Annotated in this window: 15 protein-coding genes; 3 read left to right on the top strand and 12 right to left on the bottom strand. The window is 44.4% G+C overall.

Annotation, left to right across the window (positions count from 1 at the left end; genetic code table 11):
- Positions 1-9 precede the first annotated feature (9 nt).
- The 7 genes from GJV22_RS15385 to GJV22_RS15355 form a co-directional block, all read right to left on the bottom strand.
- A complete protein-coding gene (locus GJV22_RS15385) occupies positions 10-1218 on the bottom strand; it encodes a cation:proton antiporter (RefSeq protein WP_163715725.1) in 1209 nt (402 codons plus the stop codon).
- A gap of 237 nt (positions 1219-1455) precedes the next feature.
- A complete protein-coding gene (locus GJV22_RS15380) occupies positions 1456-2469 on the bottom strand; it encodes a branched-chain amino acid aminotransferase (RefSeq protein WP_163715722.1) in 1014 nt (337 codons plus the stop codon).
- Positions 2470-2661: 192 nt separating this feature from the next.
- The gene (locus GJV22_RS15375) at positions 2662-3465 is read right to left on the bottom strand and encodes a DUF2797 domain-containing protein (protein ID WP_163716973.1); all 804 of its coding nucleotides are present in this window, start codon (positions 3463-3465) and stop codon (positions 2662-2664) included.
- 31 nt (positions 3466-3496) lie between these two features.
- Positions 3497-4207 carry an HAD family hydrolase gene (locus GJV22_RS15370; RefSeq protein ID WP_163715719.1) on the bottom strand — a complete coding sequence of 237 codons (711 nt, stop codon included), beginning with the start codon at positions 4205-4207 and terminating at the stop codon, positions 3497-3499.
- A gap of 150 nt (positions 4208-4357) precedes the next feature.
- Complete coding sequence (locus GJV22_RS15365) at positions 4358-4702, bottom strand: hypothetical protein (protein WP_163715716.1); 345 nt, start codon at positions 4700-4702, stop codon at positions 4358-4360.
- A gap of 13 nt (positions 4703-4715) precedes the next feature.
- Complete coding sequence (locus GJV22_RS15360) at positions 4716-5348, bottom strand: thioredoxin domain-containing protein (protein ID WP_163715714.1); 633 nt, start codon at positions 5346-5348, stop codon at positions 4716-4718.
- Positions 5349-5355: 7 nt separating this feature from the next.
- Entirely contained in the window at positions 5356-8355 is a 3000-nt protein-coding gene (locus tag GJV22_RS15355) for an AsmA family protein (protein ID WP_163715711.1), read from the bottom strand.
- Positions 8356-8743: 388 nt separating this feature from the next.
- Between GJV22_RS15355 and GJV22_RS15350 the strand changes: the two genes are divergently transcribed.
- Together GJV22_RS15350 and GJV22_RS15345 are read left to right on the top strand one after the other, a co-directional pair.
- Positions 8744-9994: an Nramp family divalent metal transporter gene (locus GJV22_RS15350; protein ID WP_163715709.1), complete on the top strand. Its 1251-nt coding sequence runs from the start codon at positions 8744-8746 to the stop codon at positions 9992-9994.
- A 479-nt stretch (positions 9995-10473) separates the two neighbouring features.
- The gene (locus GJV22_RS15345) at positions 10474-10890 is read left to right on the top strand and encodes a hypothetical protein (RefSeq protein WP_163715706.1); all 417 of its coding nucleotides are present in this window, start codon (positions 10474-10476) and stop codon (positions 10888-10890) included.
- A gap of 59 nt (positions 10891-10949) precedes the next feature.
- Here the strand turns inward: GJV22_RS15345 and GJV22_RS15340 are convergent, their stop codons facing one another.
- The gene (locus GJV22_RS15340) at positions 10950-13448 is read right to left on the bottom strand and encodes a glycoside hydrolase family 2 protein (RefSeq protein ID WP_205461903.1); all 2499 of its coding nucleotides are present in this window, start codon (positions 13446-13448) and stop codon (positions 10950-10952) included.
- A 307-nt stretch (positions 13449-13755) separates the two neighbouring features.
- Here GJV22_RS15340 and GJV22_RS15335 point away from each other — a divergent pair, with 307 nt between their 5' ends.
- On the top strand, positions 13756-14970 hold the full coding sequence (locus GJV22_RS15335; protein WP_163715704.1) for a multidrug effflux MFS transporter: 1215 nt from the start codon (positions 13756-13758) through the stop codon (positions 14968-14970).
- A gap of 422 nt (positions 14971-15392) precedes the next feature.
- Here GJV22_RS15335 and cyoD read toward each other — a convergent pair whose 3' ends face one another.
- From cyoD to cyoA, 4 genes are read right to left on the bottom strand one after another with little or no spacing between them, the layout of a single operon-like run.
- Positions 15393-15722 carry a cytochrome o ubiquinol oxidase subunit IV gene (gene cyoD, locus GJV22_RS15330; protein ID WP_163715701.1) on the bottom strand — a complete coding sequence of 110 codons (330 nt, stop codon included), beginning with the start codon at positions 15720-15722 and terminating at the stop codon, positions 15393-15395.
- Positions 15723-15755: 33 nt separating this feature from the next.
- Positions 15756-16367, bottom strand: coding sequence for a cytochrome o ubiquinol oxidase subunit III (cyoC, locus tag GJV22_RS15325; RefSeq protein WP_163715698.1), 612 nt, complete (start codon positions 16365-16367; stop codon positions 15756-15758).
- Positions 16342-18387, bottom strand: coding sequence for a cytochrome o ubiquinol oxidase subunit I (cyoB, locus tag GJV22_RS15320; protein WP_163715695.1), 2046 nt, complete (start codon positions 18385-18387; stop codon positions 16342-16344). The genes cyoC and cyoB overlap by 26 nt, the downstream gene beginning before the upstream one ends.
- A gap of 31 nt (positions 18388-18418) precedes the next feature.
- Positions 18419-19375: a ubiquinol oxidase subunit II gene (gene cyoA, locus GJV22_RS15315; RefSeq protein WP_163715692.1), complete on the bottom strand. Its 957-nt coding sequence runs from the start codon at positions 19373-19375 to the stop codon at positions 18419-18421.
- Positions 19376-19709: the final 334 nt, after the last annotated feature.

The following is a 19709-nucleotide window of genomic DNA, read 5'->3' as shown; positions in this document are numbered from 1 at the left end:
AAAGCTTTGTCAAATTTCACCCGCCTTCTTTAAAGACAATCGCGACATAACCGGACCAATGATTTCATGAATCAGCGCAGCTCCGATCACAACGCCAATAATTAGGGACGAAATATCTTTAAAAGCCGGGTCCTTAGCCTGCAGCAGTGCCAGCCCAATTACAATTCCGCCTTGAGGAATCAAACCGCCGGCAGCGTATCGTTTCACTTTCGGATCGGCCTTAAATTGAACAGCCCCCGCAAATATCCCCAGGAACTTACCCGCGGCCCTTGCCAGAATATAAATCAGAATAAGTAGAAAACTACCGGACAAAGCCGATAATTGTAAATGTAGACCAGACAGGGAAAAGAAAACCACAAAAATAAGTTCATCGGTATAGCGCTCTATCAACTGAAATATCTTGTCGGCCAGCGAGTTATAATTGACTACGATGACACCCAATGACATAGTCGCCAACAAAGCTTCGAATCCAAAATAGTCAGATAACCCATAGGTCAAAAGCACCATTCCGAAAGTAATGACGATCAGACTACCGTCAGACTCCTTTCGAAATAATTTCACCAAAAAATTGAAAAGCAGGCCGCCCAAACCTCCCAATAAAACGGCACCTCCAATTCCCTTTCCGAGTCCTGTAACAATCTGAACAAAGGTAGCGGATGACTCTCCCATCAGGTAAGCTGCTCCAGCGGATGCCAGGGTAAAAATAGTAATCCCAATCACATCGTCGAAAGCTGCAATCTCCAACATCGATGAGCTGACTGCACCTTTGGCATCATACTCGTGAATGACTGCCAATGTCGCCGAGGGGTCGGTTGGAGATGCTAAAGACGCAAGCACCAAACTCAGCGCTAAGATTACCGGAAGGGAATAAAGCGTGGACATGAAAAAGTACAGGGTGACAGACATGCAAAGCAATACAAGAAAGAAGGCGAACAATGCTTCATAAAGGGTCAGCAAAAGAATGGTGCGCCCCGTAGCTTTGATTTTCGATAAACTCAACGAACCACCGATCGAAAAGGTAATCACCGACAATGATATGGTAAGCAGAGGATCAGTATGATCAACGAACTCAGGAGACATGATTCCCAACAAATCCGGATTCAACAAGATACCCGCTAAAATATAGCCCGAGATCTTCGGTAATTTGGCCTTTTTAGCCAATTCCCCCAAAATGAAACCAACAAATATTAAAACCCCGACACTTAAGACGATATTCATATTTCGCTATTTTAGGGTAGTAGACCCCAATATTGGAACTTGATTGAAATCAAACATTCAGGTTGTTGACATCGTGTACTTACGAAGGAAGCACGTCTACTGAAACAAATTTACAAGATCTCGCGGTTTCTGATCAAAATTGGCTCGCTTTTTAAACATGGAAAAAAATCGGACCGGAAGGAAATTGATAAAAAAGCCTCATCCGGGAAAGATGAGGCTTCAATATATTGTTTCAAATTATTCGATGATGGTTGTCCACCCATGATGATCAGGCTCATCGCCATACTGAATACCCTGCAGCTTTTGATAAAGCTTGGTACTCCATGGTCCGGGATCGTAACCGTACAAATATTCCTTGTCCATATCTTCGTCGTAAATTCGCTTAATGGGCGAGATAACGGCAGCCGTTCCACAGGCGCCAACTTCCTGGAATGTTTCCAACTCCTCAACCGGCACTTTTCTTCGCTCAACTTTCAATCCCAAATCTTCTGCCAGTTGCATCAGACTCATATTCGTGATCGATGGTAAAATAGAATCGGAAAGTGGTGTGATGTAGGTATCGTCTTTTATAGCGAAAAAGTTTGCCGGACCACACTCGTCAATATATTTCTTTTCGCGGGCATCCAGATACAGAACAGCTGAATAATGACCTTCCTTCGCTTTTTTTCCGGCCACCAAACTGGCAGCATAGTTACCGCCAACTTTGTATTTTCCGGTTCCCTGCGGAGCTGCTCGATCGTATTTGCGCATGATCACCAACTCTGTCGGTTTAAATCCTTCGGGGAAATAAGGTCCAACAGGCATTACAAAAACCATGAACAGGTATTCAGCAGACGGCTTAACCCCTATTTCAGGTCCGGTACCAATGAGCACCGGGCGAACATATAAAGATGCTCCCGATCCGTAAGGAGGAACAAAATTCAAATTCTTTTTTATCGCCAGTTTCACAGCGTCTGTAAACAAGTCGGTTGGCACGTGCGGCATGAGAATACCGTCGCTTGACGACTGCATACGGCGAGCGTTATCTTCCATCCGGAAAACACGCACTTTGCCGTCTTGACCGGTAAAGGCTTTTAATCCTTCAAAGGCTTCTTGTCCGTAGTGCAAACAGGTGGCAGCAATGTGCAAATTCAAAAATTCTGAATCACTAACTTCCAATGGTCCCCATTGACCATCTTTGTACCAACAGCGAATGTTGAAGTTGGTTTTGCGATAACCAAAACCTATATTTTTCCAATCGAGATTTCCCATAGTTAATATAATATTAAACTGCCCATAATCAGCAATCAAATAAACGAAAAAAAAAGCGGACAATAAAAGGCCAAAGTCTTTATTCAGTTGAAATTTTAATGTTCTACAAAACGATTCAAACACAGCAAATTATAAAAATATTACAGGTCGAATCAATTCCTGTTCAGCATAAATTTTCAACTCATTCCCGAATTATGAATCAAAAGAAAGTCTTAAAAAGTATCCGTTGTGCTTCCGAACATTCAGTACACGCCCCTGATCCAGCAGCAGATACTGACCTTTAATCCCCTTTAGCTCGCCTTCAATCACAGCCTCCTTATCAAACGAAACGCTTTTCAGTTTTGTGGGGTATTCAAGCACCGGATAGTGCAAATTGACCACCTCGTCGTTCGTGCATCGATACTGTCGCAACTCGGCCGGAAGTAATTGTAAGAGATTCTCCTTCTCCGCCTGAAGATCAAAGTTTTCAGCGACATTATTCTTCAGCATGTCGCGCCAATTTGTTTTGTCGGTAAAATACTTTTTCAGGAAAACCTCCATCACTCCGGCGATATGTCGGTTTGGCGTTTGCGCCACCCGGATAGCATAAGCTGCCCCCTGATCAATCCATCGGGTTGGAACCTGGTGAATCCGCGTCACTCCAACTTTCAGTTCGCTGGACACAGCCAGGTAGACAATATGGTCAATCAGATCATGTTTCTCAGCCCATTCCATATCGCGGGCAATGCCAAATTGCGATTTTGACAATTCGGGACGCATCACTGTTTCGCTGGCTTCAGGTGCTGTCTGCAAACAATTGTAGCAAAAGCCTTGGCTGAACGACGTTTTGGTTCTCTTCCCACAGGAAATACAATTAATTTGTCCGTCAAATTGCATTCGGATTTGCTTGCCTATTAATGCATTCATGTCGACTTCCTGGTTGCCGATTTTAAAAAAGTAGCGAATTGGCTCGTCCAGTTCCGACCGCATTTTTAAGATATTTCCCTGGTATTCCATTTCTTCAGTTTCAAGTTTCGAGTTCAAAGTTTCAAGTTGTTGCCCGACCGAACAAGTCCAAAACATCATGAATTTCTTTCAGTTCAAAGAAACGGTCGCTTTTAATATCATTCGGGTCCATTTGCTCAAAGATCCAGGTCGTGTAATACGGCACGTGAGCGGCATAACCACCCAATTCAATCACCGGCAACACATCCGACTTCAGCGAATTTCCCACCATCAAAAACTCGTCCACCTGAATATCGAGGTGCTTGAGCAACTCCTGGTAGTTTCCGTGTTTCTTGTGCGTCATTATTTCGATATGGTGAAAATATTTTAGCAATCCGGACTTTTTCAATTTCCGTTCCTGATCAAGTAGATCGCCTTTGGTTGCCACCACTAAACGGTACTTCCCATAAAGCTTATCCAACAAGTCGACAATCCCATCCAGTAAAATCACCTCTTTGTCCAGCATGCTTTTGCCAATGCCTACAATGGCGTCAATCTGCTCGGGTCTAACCTTTTTATCCGAGATGATAAGGGAGGTCTCAATCAGCGACAAAATGAACGCTTTGATACCGTAACCATATATTTCCAGGTTCTGAACTTCGACCCTGAACAATTCGGTCATCAAATTTTCATAGGTCTCATATTCGGCCATCACCCGGCAAAATTCCTTCTCGGCATCCCGAAAGAAATTTTCATTCTCCCACAAGGTATCATCCGCATCAAAGGCAATCACTTTTATGTCTTTCACACTCATATCGAATATTTCCTTCCGCTTATTTAATCGTCAAAAGTACAAAGTTCACAATGAATGAAACAGTTTAGCCCGCGAAAGTTTCATACAAAAAAATCCCGATCAACCACAAAAACGATTCTTCGGGATTTTACAACCGGATCCTGACATTCGCTATTCGCAACCGGCAGCCGCGCGGGCCTGAATCATCAAACGAGATGAAATTTCCGACATCCGGCTCCGCATTTGTACAATACCTTCGTCGTTAATCAGGGCCGAACTTCCAGCATTACAGGTTGTAGAAATAAGGCTTGCTAATTCCTCATAGGTGTATTTTGTACCATCAATCAGGTAATAAACGTCTTCACCATCGCTGCAGGTTGTCGCATCAATGGTAATTGACGAATCGTTTGAGCAAGCTTGTGAAGCGTCCGTGCACTGTTCTTCCGCTTCCGGTTCACCGCATGCTGCGAGCAAAAACAGAACACATGCAGCCAAGGAAATTTGTATTGTTTTCATATAGAAATAGTTATTAATTAAATTCAAACTCATTGATCATGATAGACTCCAGTCGATCGAAGGACCGATATCCGGTATAAATGTTCGTATTCAGAATAAAAGCCGGGGTTCCGGGGATTTCGTTTTCACTAAACTCACGGAGGTTCGATTTCAGATATTCATAGTTGTTGTTGTTCACGATGCACTCCGCAATAAATTGGTTTCGCTGCATAATATCACCAAGTAATTCCTCGAACTCGGGAGTATAAACAACAGCCGGGTTGAAGTTTAGCAACTCATGAAACTTCTCGTACACACCAAAGCGGCTAATGCAACTCGCTGCCTGAAGAGCATTCAGCATTTCCGGACGCTCCCCGAAGTCGAGCCATTTAACTACTAACTTTACTTTTCCCGTATCTAAATATTTCTCTCTCAACTCCGGATAGGTCGTTGCAAAAAACTTACGGCAAAACTTACAGTCGTAGCTCGAATACATGATGATTTCTTGCGGCGCCTTTACATCTCCAAACACAACATCTTCCTCCCGATCTGTAACATTAACTATTTTCCCGCTCGGCTTGCCCGTCTTGTCAGCATTTGTACACGCACCAGCCGCAAACAACAACAGAAAAGCGGTTACCAGGGGCAGAAACGTCTGCTTTGTCAAAATTGGCTTATTCTGTCTCATAAGTCACAAACAACGGATGAAACTTAAACTTCAAAGCACCCTCCTGCATCTTTACTTTGGCGACCATATTCGTTCGGTCCTTCCGATTATCGAACCAGGCTTTTTCCTTGCCGTTCTCCTTCTTCGAAACCAGGTAAATCGACGTCCGCCCTTTCGTAATATCATCGCTCTGGTCCTCTTCAAATCCATCATCCTGCGATTGTTTTCGCAAGTTAGCCTTCGACTTACTCGAAAGCACTTCGCCTAAAAACATCCGAATATGGTAGGCGTAGTCTTCGCCAAAACTATACATTCCTAAAAACATGGCATCGAAAGAACTACTACGAATTTCGGTTTGCGGGATGTACAGCTTATTATTGAACAAGAAAATACTGCTTTTTAGTGTGCTGAAATACAGTTTATCCATATTCTTGAGTCCGACAGCGGGGATTTTTTCAACCTCCATTACCGGCTTTACATTAATCAATGCCCCGTTAGCAATATCCAGATCTCCTTTTAACATCAATGAATTGTAGACGGGTTCAAAGTTTTTATCCAGCACAATCTTTCCATCCATTCGAGTCGAAATCGTCCCTTTAACATTATCTGCGGTGAAATCGTCCATGGTGATGTAATCTTCAAGACCTTTCGCCATCTCCGAAACATTCATTTGCCCAACATTGGTTTTAAAGAAAAGGTCCATCTCACCTTCGGGCTTCATTTCGACTTTAATTGACGACAAGGCCTTGCCCTGATAGGCTTCCATACTTAAACTGTCGAGTACATAGTAGCTGTCTTTCACCAAAAATTTCGTCGCTACATTTTCAAAAACATTGGGTCCGTACTTTAGCTCATTGGCTTCAAATCTCCCGTTCACTTTATAGGTGAAATTCATCGGCGAAGTTTCCTCTGAATCCTGAACATTCGACGAATCCACAGAATCCTTGGGGAGGAAACTTTCAATCCAGGCATAATCAAGACTATCAACGCTAAAGTTGCCGTGCACTAACAATTCTTTGGGTTTATTTTGAATAGCAGCCGAATAAACATTTGCGATAGTCGTTGCCCGTGCTCCGAAATTCAGTCCCTGATACCCACCTTCCAGCTGGTCGATCCAGACAGTATCAGCCTGATATTTCACATCGCCTGATAACTTTTGAACACACATCAGCGAATCTGGCATGTCCAACGAGACATTCCGAAAATTAACTGCAAAATCACCTTGGGTGAATAACACATCCTGAATCTGATCGCTAATAGAATCGAGATTAATTTTGGCCGCCGAATGGAGATTTACTGAAACATTGCCCGACAAACCGGAGACCAACGAGTCGGGTAACATCGAATAAACTTCAGCCAGGTTCAGCTTCAGTTTTCCATTAAGATTGTAATCCGGAGCCATTGGATTTTTCAGTGATCCGTCAAAGCTGGCGGTGCAACTGTCCGTTTCCAATTCCAACTTATTAATTGTAAAATCCAAGCTTTCAGGTCTGATCAATTCTCCGGAAAAGGCTGTATTTAAATCCAACTTTCTCAGACTTAATTTATAAGCAGGAACCTCGGCCGTGAATCCCTCAACCGTCAACTGATTGGGATTGTATTGCAGCTCACCGTTCAATTTTATAACCGACAATAAACTATCGAGTTCGACATTCACCTCCGTAGCATTTAGATGTAATGTTGTATTTGCTGCCACCGAATTGATGAAGTGATCGGTCATTGAATCAGGAAAAATACCCTTGGTTGATATATCTGCCTTTATGCGTCCATTAATTCTCTTCAAAATGCTATCAGGAATGAACGGATTCACATCATTCAAATCAACATCAACACTGGAATTGAGGGCATATGTCAGTTGATCCAAATTTTCAACAGTTCCCTTTAAACTGCCCAGACTGTTCGCAACAAAAAAGCTGAGAGAATCGACTTCCAGTTTCGATGTTCGATTGTTACTTTCCGCTCCGTTAGTCGCTTTAGCCTGCAAAACTATTCGGCTAATTTCAGGATAATCGAGATATTTTATACTCCCGTTTGAAAGATCAACAGTGGCATCAATGTGTGGCAGTGCCGTTGAATCATTCAAATAGCCCGACACGGTTGCATTCACGTTAACGGTTCCGTCAAGCTTGTGAACACCGTAATTTTCGAACCAATTTGCAGGCATATATTCGGCTAGACCAGCTACATCAAGTTGCCCGGCCTGAAGCTTGAGATCAGCCATTAACTTGTCGCTAAAAATAAGATAGCCTTTCACCGCCAAATTGGCCTTATCATCAATCGCGATATCCGTTTGTTGAATGCTGAGCAACTGATCTTTGTAGTCAAGATTAAACTTGAGCGTAGCTTTTCCCATTTTACCCAACTGAATTTCCGGGAAATTACAATCGGTTACATAAGCCTCTCCTTCAACATTCCCGTAATACTGGCTATTGTCAATTAGGCCAGACAAATCAACCTCTTCGAGCACCAATTTTGCTTGCGCGTTCAATTTCTGATCGTCATAGTGACAAGTCACATGATTGAGCTCAAATGTTTTTACATCGAGGTAAATCGAATTTGATGCGGTATCAATTGGCTGGCTCTGCTTCGTGTCCATCAGAAAGTCGTAGTTCGTTTTCCCGAGACTATCAACCTCATAAAAAACATCCGCATCAGCGATTTCAACTTTTCTGACCTCAAAAATCCCTTTTAGCAATGGCTTCGCTTGAACGGACACATAAAGCCTACCCACATAAAGCAAGGTGTCTTTTGCCGAATTCGATTGCCTAAGTGAATCAGGTGAACTGATCAATAGATCCCGGCAGTCCAGCGTAGCCATCGGAAAGTTGCGAATCAGAGAAAAGTCAATCTCTCCAGTCTCTATCGGAATATTTGTTGTTTCACTAACCTGCTCAAGTGCCAGTTTCACGATTTTGTCCTGCATTAATGACGCCACAACCGCCAGTATGACCAACAGCGACAGAACGGAAAGCATCAGATATAGAACAAATTTACCTGCCTTTTTCATAATCGAATAAGGTTTTTAAATGTATTTGTTGTCCACAAAAATAGTCAACCACCATGGTGTTTTCAAACTGAAAAACCGATAACATCAGCGCGCTTTAAATATTTCAGTCCAATGAAAAACACTCCTGATGAAGCCCTGTTTTAGAAAATTTCACGCTTGTTATGCAAAAGTAAAGAATTAATCATAGCCATTTTCTGATTAAATAGCTAAAATCAAGTTATCCCGCCCGCCGTTGCCTCAGGATTGATCCAAACAATAAACAAATCCGAATCTACTACAGAACGGACTTCACATTAAACGACTTGAAAAACAGTCGCTCGTCATTTCCATAGGCTGCAAAGAAAAATTTTACCCATTTTTGCAACAGTCAAAAGAGGAATAGAAACTTATGCAAAAAAACTTCTGGAAAGCTTTGGGCCCGGGAATTATCTGGGCTGCCGCTGCGATTGGCGTATCACATCTGGTGCAGAGCACACGGGCCGGAGCCGACTATGGATTTCAACTGGCCGGTGTGGTTATTTTAGCGAATGCACTTAAATATCCCTTTTTCCAATACGGTTCACGCTACGCCATTGCAACCGGCGAAAGCTTGATTGACGGCTACCACCGCATGGGCAAATGGGTTGTAGCGCTTTTTTTATTCCTCACAGTTAGCACGATGTTTACCATTCAAGCAGCGGTAACTTCAGTAACAGTCGGACTGATCAGCTCTGTCATTCAGCCACCTTTAAGTTACGTGCAAATTACGACCTTACTGCTCCTACTTTGTGCGGTGATTGTCCTAATCGGTCATTTCAAAACACTTGACCGCCTGATCAAATTTGTTGTCGTCATTTTGTCGGTATCAACTCTTACCGCCCTGATTGCTGCCTTTATCAAAAGCGATATCCAAACGGTTGTGCAAAACCAGCAGCCATTCGAATTCACCCTCGGTAACGTGGCCTTCCTAATCGCGTTGGTGGGATGGATGCCAAGTGCGATTGACATTTCGGTATGGAGCTCCCTGTGGACGATTGCAAAGATTGAAGTAACGGGATACCGCCCAAGTTTGAAGGAGTCGCTCATGGACTTCAACATCGGATACATCGGAACAACAGTGCTCTCATTGGCCTTTCTGGGATTAGGAGCGATGGTCATGTTTCATTCAGGAGAAAGCTTTGCAAACGGTGGCATCCAGTTCTCAAACCAACTCTTAGCGCTGTACACTCGCTCAATTGGCGAATGGTCCTACCCAATTTTGGTAATTGCAGCCATTGCAACCATGTTTAGCACGACCTTAACAGTACTCGATGCTTTTCCACGCGTGCTTACACCCGTTCTGGAAGTTTTTACAAGGAAAATTGAAAGCCGGAAGAGCCAGCAAGGACTGCAACTTCTGTGGATTAGCCTGATCACGATCGGGGCCGTATTGCTCATTTCAGTTTTTGCCAATCAAATGAAATTGCTGGTTGATATTGCAACAACCCTTTCGTTTATAACAGCCCCGATGCTGGCCGTGCTGAATTTAAAAGCAGTAACCGCATCTCATGTATCACCGGAATTTCAACCAAGCCGGGTTCTTCGTATTTTCTCGTGGTTTGGCATCTTGGTGCTATCGTCTTTTGCCTGCTATTTTATCTGGCTTAAACTTATCGGTTGATTTTTCGAACATTCGAATTTCAGCTCCCAACACGGTTCCTTAAATAGAAGCTTCCCTGTTCTCACCTGGAATGTTTGATAGATAATGACAGTTGCATTCAAAATTTGTCAGGAAACAGCTTGCTGTCAATAGAATATCAACATCAAAAAGCTTGATATCAGACATAATTGAAAATATCAATAAAAAATAAGCCCGATGCGAATGCTTTCCTTTTCATTTTATTATTAGGGTGTTCGCACTCTCACCCAAGGTTGAAAAATATAACTTCTACTCTTTAAAAACAGTAGAAAACGATTCGAACATTTAGGCTCCTACCTTCCGTCAACCAATGGAGCAGCCACACTTTTCGAGGACAACTACTATGAACAATAATATTTTCAACTTATATTTACATGCAAAACTGAATTCACAGACAATCAACAACCAAGAGACGCAACCTGATTGAGCATCGCGCATCTTATAAACAAAAGCATCACCTCATGACTAAAATAATACGAACAAGTTCTTCCCTGTGCTTGATCTTCATCATTCTGGCTTGTACCACCACTGAAAAGACAGAAACATTGAAACTGCAAGGAATCTACACGGGAATTTTCTCTGTGGAATATACAAACGGAGAGGTCTATTCGAACCCGGTTACGATGACATTTAATGGTCAAAGCTTCACCTGTAGTTCTGGTTCTGACTGGATTCCCGCTGGTGGAAGCGGCACCTTCCACATTGACGGCTCAAAAATCATTTTTACGGATGAAAATATGTGGACCGCCAATTTTGACTGGAACCTGATTTTAACCGGTGACTATGATTTACATTTCAACCATGATGAGATCGAAATTTCGGCGATGAAAAACAACATTGGGCTTTACCAGTACAAATTGAAAAAGAAAACCAACTAAAAAGGGGAACACCTTGCTAAACAAACAAGGCACTCCCCTTCAACCTGCTATAATCGTTTTTAGAAAGTCTGATCCAAGGTTTGGATGGTCAGGACTTCGTCTAGTTTTTCTTTTGAAATCTTCGTTTTCAAGTTGATTTTCACTTCTTCACCAGGCAGCAAATCAAAATAGTTATCCGAGAAGAAACCATCTTCGTCGCCAATTGTCAGAAACAGGTTTTTTGCCAGTTCGTCTGACTTCAATGTTATTTCAAACCCGCCATCCACAACTTGAACTGAAGACACCACCGCAGGCTTGGGTAAGTTCAACTCCTTCACCGGACGGAAATAGAAGACATTGGAAGACAAACGTTGATCTCCCTCATACAACTCCGTCACCAACAATTGATTTTTACTGTCCTTCCCTTTCAGAAATTCAGCTTCGTTCACATCGTAAAAAATTGTTGAAGAGTTCGCGTCAACCGTTACCGATTTCGTTTCTTCCCAAATCACTTTCCCGCTGAAATCAATCACTTTCAATTTCAGATCAGCCGGAATATCACGTAATTCATCGTTCACAACCGCCACTTTCAGTTGACCTTCCTCGGTAAAAGGCGACACCAAAATTGGCTCAAAACCTTTCTTCACGTAATACTGCAAAGCTTTCCAGCGCTGGTAGTAGTCCGTTGAACTCCATGAAGCAACCGGCCAGCAATCGTTGATCTGCCAGTACAAGCTACCCATACAATAAGGCATGGCACGGCGATGACCTTCCAAGGCAAACTTAATTCCTTCGGCCTGCAACACATGATTTACATACAGGAACGACTCAAAGTCTTTGGGCTTTTTGTAATCCTGCAACAGGTAATATTCAATGGTCTCGTTACCAATTGATGACCGTTGATGCGATTTCATAACCTCCGAGAGAATATCGTAATCTTCGGGAGTGGCATATTGTTTCACTGTTTTCAACTCGGGAAACGATTGAAAACCATATTCGCTCATAAACCGGGCGATGTGTGTGGCATAATTTTTAAACGGGTCTTTCCCCCACCAAACACCCCAATAATGCTCATCGCCGTTCACTAAATCGGCAGGGATACCGGTTCCTGACGAAGGACTTGAACTCCAATAGGCCCGTTGAGGATCATATTTTTCAACGGCAGCAGGTAGTATCTCATGGAAAATATCCTGGTAAGCTTTGAAAATCTTGTCGGCGTTTTCCTGGCTTTTGGCTTCTTCGTCTTTTTTCCAGCCCCAATCGTACCAAGCAGCTAAAATCTCGTTGTTACCACACCACAGGCCAATGCTCGGGTGGTTGCGTAAGCGTTTCACATTGTCTTCAGCCTCCGCTTTTACATTATCCAGAAACTCCTGATCGCCGGGGAACATGGCACATGCAAACATGAAATCCTGCCAAATAAGGATTCCCGCTTCATCACACAAATCGTAAAATTCATCATTCTCATAAATACCACCTCCCCAAACCCGCAACATATTCATGTTCGATGTTTTGGCCGTGTTCACCACATTTTTGTACATCTCGTGGCTCACGCGTGACGGAAAGATATCGTTGGGAATATAATTGGCACCTTTCATGAAAACCGGCACTCCATTCAGCTTAAAATAAAACGATGTTCCTTTTTCGTCTTTATCGCGCACCAACTCCAGCGTGCGGATACCAATGCGGTGGCTCAGTTCTGTTGTTTGGTCGTCAATATCGAGCTTAGCGGTAATATTGTATAAAGGTTGCTCGCCGAGCCCATTTGTCCACCACAATTTAGGGTTGGCGATTTCGAACGCCAACTTATAAAGCGAAGTACCAGGCACAAGTTGAAAATCAGATTTAGCCAACTCTTCGCCCTCATTCATAATCGAGATCACGGCAGACTTCTCCTGCTCGACGTCGATCTCAACAACGGCCGAGAAGGTAGCTTTTTCCTTTTCAACCTGGTGTTGTACAATTTGAAGGTCGTTGATCCGGGCTTCGTCCCAGGCTTTCAGGAAAACAGGTCGCCAGATTCCGCTGGTCACCAAACGAGGGCCCCAGTCCCAGCCGAAATGATAGCCGGCTTTCCGGGTAAACACGCTCACGCGTTTAGCACCTTCAACTTCGCCAATTTCAGCCAGATCGTTACCGGAAGCCGGTACTTCGTAGGGATAAGCATCGTACTTTTTCACCCCTTCGTTGATGGGAGAACGAAACGTAATCTCCAACTCATTGTCACCCTCTTTCAAAAAAGGCTTTACATCGACCAGATACTCGCGGAACATGTTATCGGTCGAAATCACCGGCTGCCCGTTAATGCTCACATCGGCATAAGTATCCAGCCCTTTGAAGTCGAGAGCAATGCGATCACGTTTCAGCAAATCAGCATCGGCCGAAAGTGTCGTTTTGTAGGTCCAGTCCTTTTTATCGATCCACTGCAGCTTGCGCTCATTGAGCCGGTAAAAAGGATCTTCAATTTTGTCGTTGGCCAGCAAATCGGTGTGCACACATCCAGGCACTGTTGCAGCGAGCCAGTCGGTGGTTCCGGCTTCCGTAAATTGCCAGCCACTGTTTAATTCTTGTTTGATCATCAGATCGGATTTTTTCGGAGAACAAGACATGAATAAGCATGCCACCCCGATTAGGAGAAGAGATAAGTGTTGGTTCATTGGGTAAATTTTAAAATTCATTCAAATGTCGTAAATGGTTTGGTATTTGCCTAATTTTGCAGCATCGCCTTCCAAAAAAACTTCGTTCTTCACAGCTGCAAACCAAAGGTTCCAATCTAGTCAAAAAAGGCATAACCTACAAGCAAACCCAACAATGTGTTATAATAACATTTAGCTAAAATTCAATTCATATAATTGACCTATTTTTGCCACACAGAAAACAGACTACATGACAAAAAGATTCTTGGTTTCGCGGGATAACCGCTTTTTCATTGCACAAATAACCTTCCTACTAGCCTTATTAACGTCCCTTTCACCGTTTGCAACCGATACTTATATTCCGGCCTTGCCAACCATGGCCGAGTTTTTCGGACAACCGATTAACATGATTGAGGTATCGCTGACGGTTTATTTTATCGGCGTGGCTGTGGGACAGTTCTTTGGCGGTCCGCTATCGGACTCATTTGGCCGGAAAACCATAGCCCTGACCGGTGTACTACTATTCTCGGTGAGCAGTTTGCTAGCCGTTTTTATAAGCGATGTTCGTGTACTTTGGATCTTACGCTTCTTTCAGGCAGTTGGCGGTGGCGGCGCGTCAGTCGTCAACATGGCTTTTGTCCGCGACTGGTTCGAAGGGAAAGAAGTGGCCCGGATTTCATCGCTAATCGGTATGATTATGATGCTGGCACCGCTGGTCGCTCCGGTTATTGGCTCCTTCCTGTTGATTAGCCTGGGATGGAAATCGATCTTTATTTTTATGTCGGCCGTGGCAATGCTGACCTTTTTCCTGTTTACCTTTTTGATGCCAGAATCGCGGCATCCGCAACATATTACCCGTAAGCTGACAGCCAGACAACTGGTTGGTTCGTACCGGAAAATATTCAGCTCTCCGAAAGCCGTCTTTCTGGTTTTGGCGAACAGTTTTGCGGTATCGGGCATGTTCGTTTTCCTAACCGGATCGTCGTTCCTGTACATCGAATTCTTCAAGGTCGATGTCAGCCTGTTCCCCATCTATTTCGGGGCGAACATCGTGATGAACGTGGCGCTTACTTTTCTGAACTTCCGCCTGGTCAAGCACATCGAACCAGCTAAAATTCTGCATGTCGGCCTGGTAATTCAGCTCATTTCGGGGGTATGCCTGTGGTTTGCTGTTCGCGAAGCGGAACCAAGTCTGGCCATTGTTTTCGCGTTGATGGTTACCTTCATTGGTAGCCTGGGACTGATTTTTGCCAACACCGTTGCCCTCATATTAAACCAATTTCCTGACATTTCGGGTTCGGCCAATGCCGTTATCGGCGTTATTCGCTTTGCTTTTAGCGGGGCGGTCGGCTCGTTGCTGGCTGTTTTTCACAGCGGCGACCTGGTACCTATGGGCACCATTATGGCTGTGTGTACGGTGTTTGCTTACTTGTTTTTCACCGGCTCGCGCTTTGTAAAACATTAACCGCGGGCAATCCTGCCCCTGTCATCGGCCTGCAGCTGCTTGTCTTCTAAGGTAGAACGGCGAAGAGATTGCTGTGATCCGGATAGAAACCTCGTGACCTGTTGACTGAAACCCAGTGAGCCTAGAGAACTTTAATACGTATCAAAATAAAATCTAATACCTGTTAAAAATATTTTTAATACGTATCAAAAACATTTTTAACAGGTATTAAATATCCCAAACATCGTTAGACTTTCACCCAGAGCACGTTACATTCGCACCCGAACATGCTGATCGTTCACCCTTACGAACGGCATAAAACGACCGGCATGCGGCGTTAATTTCAGCCTAAAACAAGAAAGGCAATGTCGGAGGGGCGGAATAGCTATTTCCGTGAACCACCAACATTGCCTTGAAGCAACGAATACGATATTCTTATGTTACTACATCATGCGTGAGTTCAGGGTCATCATGACCCAGATGGTGCCGCCCACAAAAATGAAGACCAGCACGCCGGTGAATGCAATAAAAACGACATTCCAGCGCTGTTCTCTCGACGTGTCGAGATGCAGGAAATAACGCAGGTGCACCAGCATTTGCATCAAGGCGGCAATGGACAGGCCGATAAAAGCGACCTTGCGCGGCACTTGTTCCAGCGCAATACAGGCAAATGAAATAAGGGTGAATACGACCGCCAGCACAAAGCCAACCAGGTACGATTTGACGCTCGAATGAGAGCCTTCGACAGCCCCTTTATGTGTGTGATTTGACATATCTTTCAATTTAAAAATGAACGAAACGCTTGGTTAAACCAGCCCAAACAGGTAAACAAAAGTGAACACGCCAACCCAAACAATGTCGAGGAAGTGCCAGAAAAGGCTCAAGCGTGCCAGGCGTGATTCGACACCCGATGTCAGCCCGACTTTCACAATCTGGATGATCATGACAGTCAGCCAAACGATACCAAATGTAACGTGAAGACCGTGGAAACCCACTAGGGTAAAGAAAGCTGAAAGGAATCCGCTGCGATCGGGACCGGCGCCTTCGCCAATCATGTGGGCAAATTCGTAAAGCTCCATTCCGAGGAATCCGAGTCCCAGTAAGCCGGTCACCACCAGGTAAGTCAGCATTTGTTTTTGTTTGCCTTGCTGCTGCGCAATTACCGCAAAACCGAAGGTTACACTACTCACCAGCAGCAACATGGTTTCGACAAACAGGAAGGGCAATTCGAACAGTTCTTTTGCTCCGGGCCCGCCGGCATAGTTTTTCGCCAGCACAGCGAAAGTGGCAAAAAAGGTGGAGAATAAAATCAGGTCGGTCATCAGGTAAACCCAAAAGCCGAAGGTCTTTATTTCCGCCTGGTGCTGGGCATGATGATCATCATGCGCGATATCAGTTGTTTTTGTCGCTGTACTCATAAACTTCTTCTTTGCTTAATTTTTCTACCTCTTCTTCTTTTTCCTTTTTAGCCTGAGCCATCCGGTCGAAACGCAAATCTTCGATCCGTTTCACTTCCGATGCCGGAATCAAGTAACCGTCGTTATCGTTCGAACCGGAAATGATGATTGTGGCAATAATTCCGATCAAACTGGCAATTGCCAGCCACCAGATGTACCAAATCATGGCAAAGCCCAAGCCCAGCGCCAAACCACCGATGATCACCCCGTAAGGTTGATTCTTCGGCATATGAATGTCGGCATAAACCGGATAGTGCCTGAAAGCTGTACCTTGTTCTTTCATCTCCCAGAAGGCATCCAAATCGCCTACCACCGGAACAACCGCAAAGTTATACTCTGGCGGAGGTGAAGCTGTCGCCCATTCGAGGGTACGGCCGTCCCACGCGTCGCCGGTCGCATCTTCCAGCTCTTCGCGTTTGCGGAAACTAACCACCAACTGAATCACCTGGCAAGCGATACCCAATCCAACAATGGCGGTACCAATCGCAGCAGTAATCATATAAGGCTGCCAGCTGAGGTCGTCGTAGTGGGCTGCCCGTCGCGGCATCCCCATAAATCCAACGGCATACAAGGGCATAAAAGCAACCAGGAAACCGATCATCCAGCCCCAGAACGCCCGTTTTCCCCACTTCTCATCGAGTTTGAAACCGAACATTTTCGGGAACCAGTAACTGAATCCGGCGAAGTAGCCAAACAGCGCACCGGGAATCAACATGTTGTGGTAGTGAGCCACGAGGAACACCGAGTTATGCACCACATAGTCGGCACCCGGAATCGCCATCAGCACACCGGTCATACCACCAATCACAAAGGCAGTCAGGAAGCCGAGCATCCAGTACATCGGGCTGGTAAAACGAATCCGTCCGCGATACATGGTGAACAGCCAGTCGTAGACCTTTACCCCTGTCGGGATGGCAATCAGCATGGTTGTAATTCCGAAGAACACATTCACATTCACCGTATTCCCCATCGTAAAGAAGTGGTGTAACCATACGGTGAACGACAAAATCATAATAACTGCGGTCGCCCAAACGAGCGATTTATAGGCAAAAAGACGTTTGCTGGAGAAGGTCGATACCACTTCGGAGAAAATACCGAAGGCAGGCAGAATAACGATGTAAACTTCGGGGTGACCCCACATCCAGAACAGGTTGTTCCACATCATCATATTACCACCCATATCGTTGGTGAAGAAGTGCATGCCCAGGTAGCGGTCGAGCGTTAACAGGGTCAACGCACCTGTGATTACCGGGAACGAGAAAATAATCAATACACTTGACGTTAAAGAGGTCCAGGTAAACAGCGGCATCTTCATCAGGCTCATACCCGGAGCGCGCATTTTCAGAATGGTCACCACAAAGTTAATCCCTCCGAGTAAGGTTCCCATCCCGGAAAGCTGAAAAGCCCAGGCCCAGTAGTCGACACCGACTCCCGGGTTAAATTCTTTTTCGAACAGTGGCGCGAGGCCCGTCCATCCGGTATTCGAGAATTCGCCAACACCCAATGAGATCATCATCAGTCCGGCACCGGCAACGGTCAAAAAGAAACTCACCGAGTTCATGACCGGGAAAGCGACATCGCGTGCACCAATCTGCAAGGGAATGATGATGTTCATCAATCCAATAATGAAAGGCATCGCCACGAAAATAATCATGATGGTTCCGTGCGCACCAAACACCTGGTCGAAGTGGTGAGCAGTTAGATAACCCTCATTTCCTCCGGCAGCAATGGCCTGTTGTGCCCGCATCATCACAGCATCAGCGAAACCACGCAACAACATCACGCCTGCAAGAATGATGTACATGATTCCAATTTTCTTGTGATCGACTGTCGTCAGCCATTCGGTCCACAAGTAACCCCATTTTTTGTAATAAGTCATTAAGCCGAGAATGACCACCGCACCAATCGTTGAGCTGCCAATAGCGCCCATAACAATTGGATCGTGAAATGGTATATCCGACAAACTTAATTTTCCAAACATATATTTATTCCTCCAAAATTTTTCAGCGTTATTAATGCATCGAACCGTGTCCGTGCATCATGTGCATGGATCCTTTTGGCTCGTCGCCGTATTTTTCCTCCATTTCACTATGCTCAGGCATCCCCATCCAGTGCATATTCTCCATCACAACCTTGTTGAACAAGTCGGGTTCAACAGCTGAGAAACTGGTTACAGGATGGTTCATATTGAACATCGAATTGATGTCTTTAAAGCGGTCAACGCTTAGACTGTCGGTTGATTCTTTCACACCTTTCAGCCAGTTTTCAAAACCTTCCTGTGTTGTTGAAATGGCATTGAAATTCATCCCAGCATAACCATTGCCACTGTATTCCATATTGTGTCCGCGAAAAACGCCAACTTCATTCGCCATCAGGTGCAGCTTCGTTTGCATTCCGGCCATGGCATACATCTGGCTACCTAGAGCCGGGATAAAGAACGAAGTCATCACAGACCCCGAAGTCAGGCGGAAATTCAATGGCGTGTTAACCGGGAATACCATTTGGTTGACGATCGCAACGCCGTATTCCGGATAAACAAAAAGCCAATCGCTATCGGTTGAAATCACATCAATTTCAATCGCCTTGTTGTCCGATTCCAACGGTTTATATGGATTCAACTCGTGTGTACTTTCCCAGGTTATGTAGCCCAGTACAATAATAATGGCAACGGGTACTCCCCACACTACCGCCTCAACAGCATTGGAGTGTGTCCATTTTGGTTTGAAAGTTGCTTTGGTATTCGATGCCCGGTACCGGATTGAAAACCAGATAACCATGACAAATACCGGTAGCACTACGATTAGCATTAACAGGAATGCTATCTTAATTAAAAATGCCTGCTCAACTCCGACAGCACCTTTCGATTCGAGTACAACCATCTTTTTGCACCCTCCAGCGAAAATAGCCATCAAAACCAGCAAGGTCCCTTTTAAAAACTTAATCCCCTTCTTTTTAACTGACGAACTCATATTTCTTTTTAAAGTCTATATAATTTCAAAATCAACTAAGAAACCGTTTTCCATGCTCAACTAAATTGGCAAAAGCTTTCTTAAGCCAAAGATTTACACTTCAACCAATCAGTTTACCAATTCAAGCAACTGCTTTGCTTAATTAGTTTGTTTAGTTAGCTCTGTTACCGTGATTTTAAGTCCTGTTTCTGAATCATTCCACCAGAGTAAGGATGGCAACAACAGGTACAAAGAACAAACGTAAATTTGAAAAGTTAAACCCTATTAAGAAGATTTAAGAATCTTTTGATATTCAGTTTAACTTGAAAAACCCAAACTCATTCTTTATCAATTT

Origin of the sequence: Mangrovibacterium lignilyticum, from assembly GCF_010882175.1 — a bacterium.
GTDB lineage: Bacteria > Bacteroidota > Bacteroidia > Bacteroidales > Prolixibacteraceae > Mangrovibacterium > Mangrovibacterium lignilyticum.
This window is presented reverse-complemented; position numbering and strand designations above follow the sequence as displayed.

Bases quoted from the DNA above. Each gene is read 5' to 3' on its own strand.
- GJV22_RS15385 (WP_163715725.1), bottom strand. From the start codon at position 1,218: ATGAATATCGTCTTAAGTGTCGGGGTTTTAATATTTGTTGGTTTCATT.
- GJV22_RS15380 (WP_163715722.1), bottom strand. From the start codon at position 2,469: ATGGGAAATCTCGATTGGAAAAATATAGGTTTTGGTTATCGCAAAACC.
- GJV22_RS15375 (WP_163716973.1), bottom strand. From the start codon at position 3,465: ATGGAATACCAGGGAAATATCTTAAAAATGCGGTCGGAACTGGACGAG.
- GJV22_RS15370 (WP_163715719.1), bottom strand. From the start codon at position 4,207: ATGAGTGTGAAAGACATAAAAGTGATTGCCTTTGATGCGGATGATACC.
- GJV22_RS15365 (WP_163715716.1), bottom strand. From the start codon at position 4,702: ATGAAAACAATACAAATTTCCTTGGCTGCATGTGTTCTGTTTTTGCTC.
- GJV22_RS15355 (WP_163715711.1), bottom strand. From the start codon at position 8,355: ATGAAAAAGGCAGGTAAATTTGTTCTATATCTGATGCTTTCCGTTCTG.
- GJV22_RS15350 (WP_163715709.1), top strand. From the start codon at position 8,744: ATGCAAAAAAACTTCTGGAAAGCTTTGGGCCCGGGAATTATCTGGGCT.
- GJV22_RS15345 (WP_163715706.1), top strand. From the start codon at position 10,474: ATGACTAAAATAATACGAACAAGTTCTTCCCTGTGCTTGATCTTCATC.
- GJV22_RS15340 (WP_205461903.1), bottom strand. From the start codon at position 13,448: ATGATCAAACAAGAATTAAACAGTGGCTGGCAATTTACGGAAGCCGGA.
- GJV22_RS15335 (WP_163715704.1), top strand. From the start codon at position 13,756: ATGACAAAAAGATTCTTGGTTTCGCGGGATAACCGCTTTTTCATTGCA.
- cyoD (WP_163715701.1), bottom strand. From the start codon at position 15,722: ATGTCAAATCACACACATAAAGGGGCTGTCGAAGGCTCTCATTCGAGC.
- cyoC (WP_163715698.1), bottom strand. From the start codon at position 16,367: ATGAGTACAGCGACAAAAACAACTGATATCGCGCATGATGATCATCAT.
- cyoB (WP_163715695.1), bottom strand. From the start codon at position 18,387: ATGTTTGGAAAATTAAGTTTGTCGGATATACCATTTCACGATCCAATT.
- cyoA (WP_163715692.1), bottom strand. From the start codon at position 19,375: ATGAGTTCGTCAGTTAAAAAGAAGGGGATTAAGTTTTTAAAAGGGACC.